This is a genomic window from Flavobacterium sp. LMO8, assembly GCF_009495755.1.
In the GTDB taxonomy this organism is placed as follows: Bacteria; Bacteroidota; Bacteroidia; order Flavobacteriales; family Flavobacteriaceae; genus Flavobacterium.
Window position 1 is genome coordinate 21,588 of record NZ_WIBJ01000028.1, and the last position, 12,619, is coordinate 34,206.

At 33.3% G+C, this 12,619-nt stretch carries 7 protein-coding genes and 1 tRNA gene; 5 read left to right on the forward strand and 3 right to left on the reverse strand.

Features of this window, described 5'->3' with window-relative positions; all coding sequences use genetic code 11:
• Positions 1 to 232: 232 nt before the first annotated feature.
• Complete coding sequence (locus GFJ94_RS05060; protein WP_153200495.1) at positions 233 to 559, forward strand: hypothetical protein; 327 nt, start codon at positions 233 to 235, stop codon at positions 557 to 559.
• Positions 560 to 684: 125 nt separating this feature from the next.
• Here the strand turns inward: GFJ94_RS05060 and GFJ94_RS05065 are convergent.
• Positions 685 to 764 (reverse strand) — tRNA-Leu (locus GFJ94_RS05065).
• 166 nt (positions 765 to 930) lie between these two features.
• Here GFJ94_RS05065 and GFJ94_RS05070 point away from each other — a divergent pair.
• From GFJ94_RS05070 to pth, 3 genes are all read left to right on the forward strand, one after another.
• Positions 931 to 1,872, forward strand: coding sequence for a ribose-phosphate pyrophosphokinase (locus GFJ94_RS05070; RefSeq protein ID WP_153200496.1), 942 nt, complete (start codon positions 931 to 933; stop codon positions 1,870 to 1,872).
• 49 nt (positions 1,873 to 1,921) lie between these two features.
• Entirely contained in the window at positions 1,922 to 2,524 is a 603-nt protein-coding gene (locus GFJ94_RS05075; RefSeq protein WP_153200497.1) for a 50S ribosomal protein L25/general stress protein Ctc, read from the forward strand.
• A gap of 91 nt (positions 2,525 to 2,615) precedes the next feature.
• A complete protein-coding gene (gene pth / locus GFJ94_RS05080) occupies positions 2,616 to 3,236 on the forward strand; it encodes an aminoacyl-tRNA hydrolase (protein ID WP_153200498.1) in 621 nt (206 codons plus the stop codon).
• Positions 3,237 to 3,283: 47 nt separating this feature from the next.
• On the opposite strand, the gene GFJ94_RS05085 is transcribed toward pth, so the two are convergent.
• Together GFJ94_RS05085 and GFJ94_RS05090 are read right to left on the reverse strand one after the other, a co-directional pair.
• On the reverse strand, positions 3,284 to 6,601 hold the full coding sequence (locus GFJ94_RS05085; RefSeq protein ID WP_153200499.1) for a reprolysin-like metallopeptidase: 3,318 nt from the start codon (positions 6,599 to 6,601) through the stop codon (positions 3,284 to 3,286).
• 116 nt (positions 6,602 to 6,717) lie between these two features.
• Positions 6,718 to 9,546 carry a T9SS-dependent choice-of-anchor J family protein gene (locus GFJ94_RS05090; RefSeq protein WP_153200500.1) on the reverse strand — a complete coding sequence of 943 codons (2,829 nt, stop codon included), beginning with the start codon at positions 9,544 to 9,546 and terminating at the stop codon, positions 6,718 to 6,720.
• 237 nt (positions 9,547 to 9,783) lie between these two features.
• Here GFJ94_RS05090 and GFJ94_RS05095 point away from each other — a divergent pair, with 237 nt between their 5' ends.
• Entirely contained in the window at positions 9,784 to 12,588 is a 2,805-nt protein-coding gene (locus GFJ94_RS05095) for a M43 family zinc metalloprotease (RefSeq protein ID WP_153200501.1), read from the forward strand.
• The last annotated feature ends 31 nt before the right edge of the window (positions 12,589 to 12,619 follow it).

Sequence of the window (12,619 nt, forward strand, 5' to 3'; positions counted from 1 at the left end):
TGGACTGATTTAAGTCAAAACTAAGAGAGTGTTTTCAAAATCCTTAAATTTGAATTATTAACTAAATACTCTCTTAGGAAAAGTTCACTTTAGTTTGAAGACGTACAATTTATTCGTTGTAGTGATAATTTATTTTGTAAACTTAGGTTTTTTTACTTTAAAAACTGAAAAAGAAAAATCATTGATAGAGGTAATAAATAATATTTACAACAAATAACTAAACAAATATAATATGAAAATATCATTTTTAATCTTATTTATAGCCTACCTAATAACATATAAGTATGAGCCAAAAAGCAAATTAAAAGTTGTTTTAATCTCTATTATATTACCTATATTTTATTTTATTTTGACAATATTAATTTTATCAGCTAATTATGGGGGCTATTATGCTGGTTCAAGGATTGCAGGAAGTGTTATCCCAATTTTTTTATCTGGTGTCTTGTTATATATTAATTTAAACAATAAACTAAAAAAAAGAGAAAAAAAGCCGTATGTTTTGATAAGCTTGGTTATTATATTTTTCATCTTAGCTGTTGTTGAAACAGCTGTCAGTTAATATAATCAAAATATTATTTGTAAATAAATTAAACAATATCAAACAACACAATACAAATACCGTACAACTTGTAAAATAAAAAATCCTTAACTATCTTATTTAAAGCTAATTAAGGATTTTTAAAGTACCCGGAGTGGGAATCGAACCCACACACCTAAGTACACGAGTTTGAGTCGTGCGCGTCTACCAATTCCGCCATCCGGGCAATGGAAAATGATGGTTAAATCATTAAGTAGGTGCAAATTTAAAAAATATTTCTGCAATTCATAAAAAAATAGTTAAAAATATCCTTTCAGAGTTCGATTTTATTTCTAAATTTGCACCTCGTTAACACGACACAACACTAACTAACTACTAAACAATAAATTAACATGCTGTATCAAGAACCAGAAGCAAAAATTTTTGCATGTTCTCAGAGTGTGTATTTAGCTGAACAAATTGCTGAAAAGTATGGTGTTACGCTAGGTAAAGTAACGTTCTCTAAATATAGTGATGGCGAATTTCAGCCTTCTTTTGAAGAATCAATAAGAGGATTGCGCGTTTTCCTTGTTTGTTCAACTTTTCCAAGTTCGGACAACTTAATGGAATTATTATTGATGATTGATGCAGCAAAAAGAGCATCAGCACGTCATATTACAGCGGTTATCCCTTACTTCGGCTGGGCAAGACAAGACAGAAAAGATAAGCCAAGAGTGCCAATTGGAGCAAAATTAGTTGCAAAACTATTAGAAACAGCTGGAGCAACCCGAATTATGACCATGGATTTACATGCTGATCAAATTCAAGGGTTCTTTGAAAAACCAGTAGATCACCTTTTTGCTTCTACTATCTTTTTACCTTATGTGAGAAGTTTAAATTTAGAAAATTTAACTATCGCATCTCCAGACATGGGAGGTTCAAAAAGAGCTTATGCGTACTCTAAATTTTTAGAATCTGACGTTGTAGTTTGTTACAAGCAAAGAAAAAAAGCGAATGTAATTGACACAATGGAGCTAATCGGAGATGTAAAAGGCAGAAATGTTATTTTAGTTGATGACATGATTGACACAGGAGGAACATTAGCAAAAGCTGCTGATGTCATGATGGAAAAAGGAGCATTAAGCGTAAGAGCAATATGTACACACCCAATTTTATCAGGTGAAGCATACGAAAAAATAGAAAACTCTCAATTATTAGAGTTAATTGTTACCGATTCAATTCCGTTACGAAAAGAATCAAAGAAAATAAGAGTGGTAAGTTGTGCCCCATTATTTGCAGAAGTAATGCACATGGTACAAAACAACAACTCTATTAGTGGTAAATTTTTGATGTAATCAAGAACAACCACCTAAATAAGTATTTATTAATTATATATATTTTACAATGAAATCAATTACGATTAAAGGATCAGAAAGAGAAAACGTAGGTAAAAAGGCAACTAAAGCCGTACGTGATGCTGGAATGGTTCCTTGCGTTATCTACGGAGGAAATCAACCAGTTCATTTTGTTGCAGACGAAAGAGCATTTAAAGATTTGGTTTACACTCCAAACGCACACACTGTTGTAGTTGAGTTAAACGGAACGTCTTACGATGTAATTATGCAAGACATTCAGTTTCACCCAGTTTCTGACAAAATTTTACACATTGACTTCTTCCAATTAAGTGACGATAAAGAAATCGTTATGGAAGTGCCAGTTAAAATTACAGGAACTTCTCCAGGTGTTTTATTAGGAGGTGTTTTACGTTTAAACCAACGTCGTTTAAAAGTAAAAGCTTTACCTAAAAACTTACCTGACTTCGTTGAAGCTAATATTTCAGAATTACAAATGGGTAATAAATTGTATGTAACTAAATTAGAAGCAAACAATTTTAAATTAATGCATCCAGACAACACAGTTGTTTGTCAAGTAAGAATTTCTCGTGCTGCAATGAAAGCTGCTCAAGAAGCTGCAAAAGCAGAAAAAGGAGCAAAAAAGAAAAAATAATTTCTTTACAAACTATACAAAAGAAGCATCAGTTTTTACTGGTGCTTTTTTTATGCTTTCAACTTTCTAAACTTTACACTACTTTTACGTGATGAATTGGTTTTTAAACATTTTAAAGAAAAACAAACAAGAAGACACTATTCCAATGAAGAAATTCTTAATCGTTGGGCTTGGAAACATTGGCTCAGAATATGCAAATACGCGACATAATATAGGTTTTAAAGTTTTAGATTACATTGCTAATCAGGAAGGAATTTCATTTCAAACAGTTAAACTGGGTGAAGTTTCCGAACTAAAAATTAAAGGAAGAACGCTATTATTATTAAAACCTAACACTTATATGAATTTGAGCGGGAAAGCGGTTAAATATTGGTTAGAAAAGGAAAACATTGAGAAAGAAAACATGTTAGTCATTACCGATGATTTGAATTTAGCTTTTGGAACTATCCGAATTAAAGCAAAAGGAAGTGATGGCGGTCATAACGGACTTAAGAACATTCAATTATTATTAAACTCGACTGAATATCCGCGATTTAGATTTGGCATCAGTGACGCCTTTAAAAAAGGGCAACAGGTAAACTATGTTTTAGGCGAATGGGATGCAGAAGAAAAAGAAAAGCTAAAAGAGCGTCTTGAAATAAGTTCAGAGATAGTAAAATCATTTGCGTTAGCAGGATTAAATAATACCATGAATGAATTTAATAGAAAATAAAAAAAGGGAAGCTATATGCTTCCCTTTTTAGTATATTAAGATTGTTTTTATTGAACTACAATTTTCTTAACTTCTTTTCTGGCACCATCCTGAACAGTTACAAGATAAACACCCGATTGTACATTTTCTAATTGTAATGATTCATTAAATAATCCATTATTATTATTATATGATTTGTTAAAAATCTCTCTTCCTCTTAGATCATGAACGTTAACTTTAATTTCATTACTTGAAGTAGAAGTAAATTGAATATTAAAATTACCGTTATTAGGATTTGGATAAATTGCTAAATCAGAAATTTTAATCTCATTATCTTCAGAACTCAATGGTTGAATTGTACAAATATTCAAACTCCAACTATTTAATGAACCACCATCCTGATTAAAACTATCCAAAATACGTAAAGTCCAAGTTCCAGTAGAACTTTCGCCATTAAAGGCAGAAAGCAATTGAGACGATTTTACTGTGCCCGAAATCCCAGGATTATTACCACATACCACATTGGTACCAGAATCATCAAAAGTCGCAACTATATCACTAATACTTGCGCTAGTACATGGTTGCGCAAATAATTGAACTTGCGTACCAGAAGGAGATATCAGCGTAGCCGTCATATCATTAATCCATGTGTGCGTAACATTCATCGTGATATTAACATCGCTAATGGTTCCACCCGATGGAATATTTAAAGTTGAATTAATAGTCACATTAGCTGTAGTAGGAATATTAATAGGAACATTTGTAGAAGAAGTAGATCCAGGACAAGTTACAACACCTGTTGTAAATCTAAACTCCGGACTAAATGTACCGCTACAAGCCGTGTTTTTTGGTAAAATTCTCCAATAATATGTTGTTCCTTGAGATAACCCAGAAACTGCAAAACTATTTGTTGTTGCATTACCACTCGATACAATATTTGTAAATGCTAAATCTGTAGCAACCTGAACATCATATGATGATGCATTACTATCAGCTACCCATGTTAAATTCAAACTAATTCCTTGTCCAACTGAATTGTTTGCAGGAAAAGTTAAAGAACTTGTCGCAAAATTGGAATTTAATAAATCTATGTAGAAAGGCGCTGTTTTAGTAACTGGTCCAGAAGTAGCTGTAACCGTAATTCCATAAAACCCTGGAGTTACACCAGTTGTGTTAGAAATTGTCATAGTAACATTTCCATTCGCTGAAATTGATGTTGGCGAAAATGAAACTGTTGTCCCTACAGGATTTCCTGAAGCACTAAAAGTTGTTGTTCCTGAAAAACCTGCTAATGCTTCATATTTAATAGTATAAGAAACAGATGCTCCTTGACAAATAACTTTGTTTTGTTCTCCTTCAACACCATTAAAAGCAATTGCCATAGTGCTTGATGGAGCAGTAATTGTAAAGTTAGCGTTAGAAACATCAAAAAAGATGTTATCCCAACCTTTAACCATAATTCTATTAGTAGTTCCAGCTAAATTTGGAACTGTGATAGTTTCTGATCCATCATTAGGAACTTTACTTCCTAGTAAAATTGGAAATGTTGTACCTCCATCTGTTGACAAAAAAATATCTACAAATTTCGCATTAATTCCATTAACATCTGTTCCAGCAACATCCCAAATAACTGATTGATTCGATCCTGCTGGCCAAGAAACAGCTGTGTTTGGTGCATTAACAATAAATGGTCCCGCAACACCATCAACAGTAACTTTCATTAAATCTGTTACAGCTTGACCAATTCCTGAATTATTATCACGAACAGTTAATGAGAAATTTAAATCTCTACCTATCGAAGGACAAACTTCCCAAGTATTAGAAGTTGCTCCTGTTAAAACAGTAGACATATTAGGCATTATTCTCGTATTAGAAGCCGTTCCCCAAATCGATCTAAACATAGGACCAACAGCTCTTGTCGAAATTGGAGCTGCTGTTGAATTAGGATTTCCTGGATCGTTTTGTTCCCATGTAAATGTTATTGGATCATTTTCTGGATCCGAACCTTGACCTACTAGCATAAATGCTGTTGACCTTGGTATAACATAATCTCTACCTGCATTTGCCGTGGGAGGATTATTCGAAAGATTTGTCAGTGGTAGCGTAGGTTGGCTTATACCAAACTTCACATTCTCCATAATATCTCTAATATTCACATAAGTAAAATAAGCATCACTATTACTTTGAACATTAGTATTACAAATACCCGCATAAGCCATAATTGTTGAACCTGAACCTGGCTCTACTTCAGTAGCACCACTTCCTGATCGACAGTTTGAACTACTTTGTGTGTGAAACCCTCCAAATTGATGCCCCATTTCGTGAGCAACATAATCAATATCAAATGGATCTCCTGTAGGATTAGAACGCCCTGTATATCCAGTTCCCTTATGGTTTCCAGCAGGATTTGTATCGGGTCCACAAACGCAACCTATACAACCTGCATTTCCTCCTCCTGAAGTATTAAAATTATGACCTATATCATAATTGCTAAATCCAATATTAGCATCTATTGTAACACCTGTTTGAGTATTAAACTCCCCATTCCATGGATCAGAATTTGTTGCACCTATATAGATTACAGCATCATTATTTGCAACAAAAATCATAGTAATAGCTAAATCATTCTCATACACGCCATTAACACGAGTCATTGTAATTGCCATTTGAGCTTGCACTCTACCTTTTTGAGTAGCAATAGGATCTGCTGTATTTCCTCTAAATAAATTACCATATTCTGCTGTACAAGATTGAGCTAAGCGATAAGTTCTTAAAACTTTATCATCACTATCGGCTCTGAAAAAAGCATTTGCTCTTCTATCGTTTTCTAATGAGGGTAAATGAGCAGCTTCATCTGTTAAACATTCAAAAGACTGTCCATCACCTACAAGACTAGCTCTGTTATACACTATATAATTCTGTCTATCCTCTGTGTAAGGATCTATAAAAGCAGTACTTTTTCCAGCAGACAAAGTCATGCTATGTAATCCAAACTCTGTAACTGAAAATCTTGCGGTAGCAGTAACATCATCAATTCCTTTACCAACATAAGATTTAATTGTTGGAAATTTTACCGCTAATCCTGGCTCCATGATAGAGGTTTCCAAAACTCGGAAACTTTCTAGTTGGCCATCTGAATTAGGTAGTTGAATAATCACATTAGAAATTCCGTTGAATTCACCTCTTACTGGGGCATTTATTAATTGATTTTTTAAATTTTGAACATCCAATTTCCATAATTTATATTCTAGAGGAAAAGAAGCTCTCTTAACTTTTGGTTGATTCTTAATAGAATTTTCGTCAATTTGCATCCACAAAGATTTACTTTGCGCCTTTAAAACAAAAGTATAAAACACCAAAACAACAATTAGTAATAGTTTTTTCATTAGGGTTAAGTTTAAAGATTATGGTATAAATATAATAAAAAAAAATTAAAAACATTTTAATACAAAAAAAGGGAAAGACTAGTCTTTCCCTAAATATTAAATTTTATAATATTAAATTATTCTACAACAATTTTCTTAGTTAAACTTCTAGAACCATCTTGAATTTTTACTAAATAAACTCCTTGTTGAACATTATCTAATTGAATAGTTTCGTTAAACAATCCATTGTTTTGATAATTTTTATTATAAATAACACGTCCTCTCATATCAAATACTGTAATTGCAAGTTTTTGAGCGCTTGGGGTAAATTGAACAGAGAAACTACCATTGTTTGGATTAGGATATAAATTCACGTTTGATAATTCAAAACTTTCAGTTGGTAAACTTTCTAATCTTGCAAACGAATAAACTCCTTGAATTCCAGTGGTAAATGTAGCTGTTAATGTAACACCTGATGCTCCAAAAGAACCTATAGATACTGGTTGAACTTCTCTTGTTGAGCCATCTCTAACTACGTGTAATAAAGATCTGTTATTTCCAGTAGCAGCTTCCCATCCAGCAATTTCTGCTTCAGTAAAGTAGAATGTAATTGTTGCATTTCCAGAGATAACTCCGATAGGAGTCACCGTAAATTGTTTGTCCATTCTATAATCTAAAACATTAGCAGAAGCACCATATTGTGTTGCGCCAGTTCCTGCAGAAGAAACATACATATCTGTACAATTGTAGTTAGAATTATCATTTACTTGAATAGTTCCAATAATATTTGAAGTTGCACTATCTCTAAAATTAGTTATTCCAGTACCTTTAACATTATTTTGACCAGCAGTTGCCATATCGACAGCTGTTTGAATAGCTACATTAATATCGCTCAATACCTGAACATCGTCTAACATAAACACAAACTCATCTGAAGATACACATTGAATAGCAATATATACATTTTGATTGTTATATGCAGATAGATCATAAGTATATTCTGTCCATGTTAATGGTGGAATTGTATATGGGAAAGGAGAAATTAGTGAGAAACTAGTCGTATTAGTATTCGTAGTTGAAATCAATACTTTAAATCTTTCACCACCATTATAATTAGTAGTCAAACTTTTAGCCCAAAATTTCAATTGAGAGTTTGTTCCTAAAGCTATTTGAGGTGTAATTGCCCAATCATTATTAGCGTAAGGCGCAACACTTTCATTGTAACAATAATACCCTTTACTTCCAGAATGAGCATCATATCCTTGTCCTGCAGCACTTGGAGTAGTTGCAGATGGGTTAAATACTATAAATGATCCTGTGTACCCTTCATTTGGGAAATCATAAGTGTCATCTGTATAAGTAGCATTATTATCTAAATCATAAGTTGTCCAACCACCTACATTTCCTAATGTAAAATCAGTATACGATTCGAAACCATCGTAAAACACTTGACTTTGTAACATAGTTGGGGTTACAGCTAAATCATCATTTGTTATGGTTAAGCTAAATGTATTTCCGTTTGGATTCATAATTGCATTTCCTCCAGTAGAAACCGTAAAAGCTATAATTAATTCTTCGTCCGCTTCTATAGCACCATCATTAAGAACTAAAAATTCTAAATTTCTATCGGCTGTTGAACCTGAAGTAAATGTTACAGACGGAGTTGTTAAAACTATATCATTTAAATTTGCTGTAGAAGCTCCATCAATAGCAAATGTTACTGTTGCATCTGCTGAAGGTGCAATATCTATACTTAATGGGATTGTAAAAATTGTGCCTGAACAAGCATTACCTTCAATCACAGATTTTGCTGCTCTTTGTTCACACGCTTGTCTTTTAAATTGAATATATGGTGCTGCAACAACATCACATACAGTTGATGTTAATAAATCATCTCGACGTGGTGAGTTCATTAACACAGCTAACATTCTATCTTTTTGATCTTGTGTAAAAATACTCATACAGGTATCATCTGTATAATCCATGTAGTTTTGAACTTGATCATTAACATCTACAGGAGTGTCTGTACAGCTATTTGTTGTAGGGCAACCAAAGTTTGCAGCATCAGATAATGGAGTATCTGCACAAAAATCATCTACTCCACAACCGCCATCACCCCAAATATGGCGTAAACCAAACATATGTCCTACTTCATGAGTCATAGTTCTTCCTTTGTCATAAGGCGCATTAAAAGATCCAGATGCGTAAGAACTTGATCCCCAAGTATCAAATGCACAAACAACACCATCTGTAGAAGCTTCACCTGTAATGCAATCTTCAGCAGGCATACCTTGTAATCCAGAACCAGTTGGGAATTGTGCATACCCTAAAACACCACTTAGATCACCGCCAAATCTAAATGTCCACATGTTTAAATACTTAGTTGGATCCCAAATTGTAGTTGCTTTAGCTGCTTCAACAGCTGCACCATTAAAATTGGCTGTTCCTAAGTTTTGTCTGTCAATTCCATTGGTTGGATTCCCAGCTGGGTCAACTTGCGCCATACAAAACTCAATAGTAGTATCAACTCCAGCTCCATCACCGGGAGTTCCTGGCAATTTTCTGAAATCTTCATTAAAAACTTGTATTTGAGATAAAACTTGAGCGTTTGAAATATTTTCTCCTGAGCCTATTGCGTCTCCATTATGAATTACGTGAACTACAACAGGAATTCGAATAACAGAAGGTAATCTACCATCTCTTCTTTTTCTTTTGATTTCCTCAATTTTTGGAGCCAACCAAGCTTCAAACACATCGTCTTTTGGAGCAATAGCTCTAGCTTGTTTACTTTTCATGTACTCAGTAGTGGCACATCTCACTATGCCATTTGGAGCAAAAGTTCTAGCAGTTGCTAAACCTTGTTCGAAAGTTTCACTATTTCTTGAGCTGACATTGTTTGCTGTTTTTTGAGAAAACATTAATACGCCAGAAAAAAGAAATAATCCTGAAAGTAAAATTCTTTTCATTTTTAGGTTAAATTAAAGATTAATTAACAAATGTATAATATTATTTATTGGTTATTGTGAAAAAACGTATTTTTTTTAGGAGAGTTGAATTAATACCGTAATATTTCGCTAATTTTTATTAAGAATTTAAGGTGTTAATTATCGTTAATTTAATATTTGATGTTTAAAATTTTAAAAAAAAAATTTTTTATGCTGAATTTTTGTTATTTTTGCATATTAACCAAATTAAAACATAAAATGAAAAAAATTACTTTATTGTCGGTTTTTTTTCTGGGAGTGTTTTCTATACACTCTCAAAATATAGAAAAATCTGCTAAAAAATTTGGAAGAGGATTTTCTGCGGGGGAGACTACTTCTACTGAGATTTCAAGATGTTCTGCTATGGAATATGAAGCTTATTTAAAGTCTCAATATCCTTCAAGAGAAACTATTTCTGAATTTGAAGCTTGGTTAGCTCCAAAAATTGAACAATTTAAAGCCGATAGAGCAACAGGAAGAGCTCCTCAAGTTATTTACAATATACCAGTTGTTATACATATTGTTCATAACGGAGATTGTTTAGGAACAGGAGAAAACATTACAGATGCACAAGCAGCTTCTCAAATCAAAGTAATGAATGAAGATTTCAGAAGAATGATGGGAACACCAGGTGGTGCAAACTCAACTGGCTTAGCTGTAGATTGTGAAATTAATTTTTTCTTAGCAAAAAGAGATCCTTTCGGAAATCCTACAACTGGAATAGTTAGACACAACATTACTCCTTACTCAAATAATGTTGCTGATGGGGCAGGGGGTCCTGATTGGGAAACTAATGCTGATGTTCAAACTATGAAAACGAACACTATTTGGGATCCTACTAAGTATTTAAACATGTGGACTATTAGACCAGGAGGATTGCCATTAGCGAGTGGTGGTCTTGAAGGTTTATTAGGATATGCTCAATTTCCAAGTAGCTCAGGATTATCTGGATTAGCTGTAAATGGTGGTTCTGCAAATACAGACGGAGTTGTAGCTGGTTTTGATGCTATGGGAACTATAGCAGAAGATGATGGTACATTTACTATGAACGGTACTTATAATTTAGGAAGAACTATGACACACGAAGTTGGTCACTGGGTAGGTCTTAGACATATTTGGGGAGATGGAAACTGCGCGGTAGATGATTTTTGTGCAGATACACCTGCTGCTGCTGCTGCAAATTATGGATGTCCTACAGGAACAAACTCTTGCCCAGCTGCAGGTAACGATATGATTCAGAACTACATGGATTATACTGATGATGCCTGCATGGATACATTTACAAATGATCAAAAGACACGTATGCAAACCGTTATGTCTGTTTCACCTAGAAGGAATTCTTTTTCAGCAACTGAATATACAGTTCCTAGTGCAGGAATATTATTTGAGCCAGGTTTAGGTAAATGTGAAAATTTAGTTCAAGAAGGTACTAATTGTAGCTTTACTGATGTTAGTTTTCCTTTAGAAATAATGAAAGCTCCAACAGCAAATGCTTCTGTGACTTTTACTATAAGTGGTGCAAGTACTGCTTCTAACATGATAGATTATCAAATAATGACACCTACTGTTACCTTTAATACAGGTTCTACAGCAACACAAAATTTAACTATAAGAATATTTAATGATGGTATTTCTGAAGGATCAGAGACATTATTACTTCAAGCTGTTGTTAACGCTAATGGTGGAGACGCAACAATACTTTCAGATTATTCAACATTAAATATTACAATTATAGATAATGACACGGCACCTACAGCTGGATTTAGTACGACTGTTTACTCGGAAAATTTTGATGGTACAATATCTATGAGTGTTAAAGATTTAGACGGAGACACTAATAATTGGGGTTTTGGAGCTACTGCAAATACAATTGGTTTTGATACAAATTTTGCTTTTTCAAGATCTTGGATATCACCATCTACAGCTCTTAATCCTGATAACATTTTATACTCTACTTCATCTTTTACAATGCCAGCTACAGACTCTAATTTGAGTTTTTATGTTGGAACTACTCAAGGAGGGGCCTTTTATTTAGAGCGTTATTCAGTTTATTTAACTACTGTAAACCCTTCAACGTTAACTACGGCTTCATTAAATGCTATAACTCCTATTATTAATAATTCAGTTTTAGCTGGGCCAACGCAAAGAAATTTAATTAGTATTCCTGTTCCTTCTAGTTACAATGGGCAAACGGTGTATTTTGTTATAAGACATCACAACACTTTTGATATGAACTGGATCATGTTAGATGATATTTTAATTGAGAGTACTGGGACAACATTAGTACAAGCAGAAGTTAATACAGCTACAGCTTATCAAGCAACTGTTCCTTCTGCAGGTACATTTTATGCAAAAGACGCAACATCTGGTGATGTAATTGCTGATGGTACTGCTGATGCTTTCAATTACGGTTGTGTAAATGTTTCTGTAAGTAGAAGTGTTACTTCAGCTGGAGCTCCAGCAGTTGATTATGGTTCAAATACAGCAAATAACATGAAAGTTATGGCTAAAACAGTTACAGTAACACCAACAACAAATAACCCTTCTGGTAATGCTTCATTTAAATTTTATTTTACCGAAGCAGAAATTGCTGCATGGGAAACTGCTACAGGAAATAGCAGAACGGCACTTAAAGTATTTAAAGGTGGAGAAACTTCAACTTATACAACTTCTTTAGGAGCATTTGGAAGCAATGTAACACTTTCAGCTTCAACTTCAAGTGGTTTAGGTGGTGTTTATTATTTTGGTATTGATGCTACTCTTACATCAGATTCTTTTAATCCATTAAATGCTATTTCAATTTACCCTAATCCTACAAATGATATTTTAAATGTTAACATTCCATCGGAATTAGGTTCAGATGTAAATTATCAAATTTTAAATTATCTTGGACAAGAAGTTAAATCTGATAGAGTATCTTCAAATAACTTTATGATTACTACTTCAAATTTTTCAACTGGAGTGTATTTTATAAAAGTAAATATTGAAGGTTCTACAAAAACTTTAAGATTTATTAAAAATTAAAGAGAAAATTGTTTTATATAAAAAAAGAGGA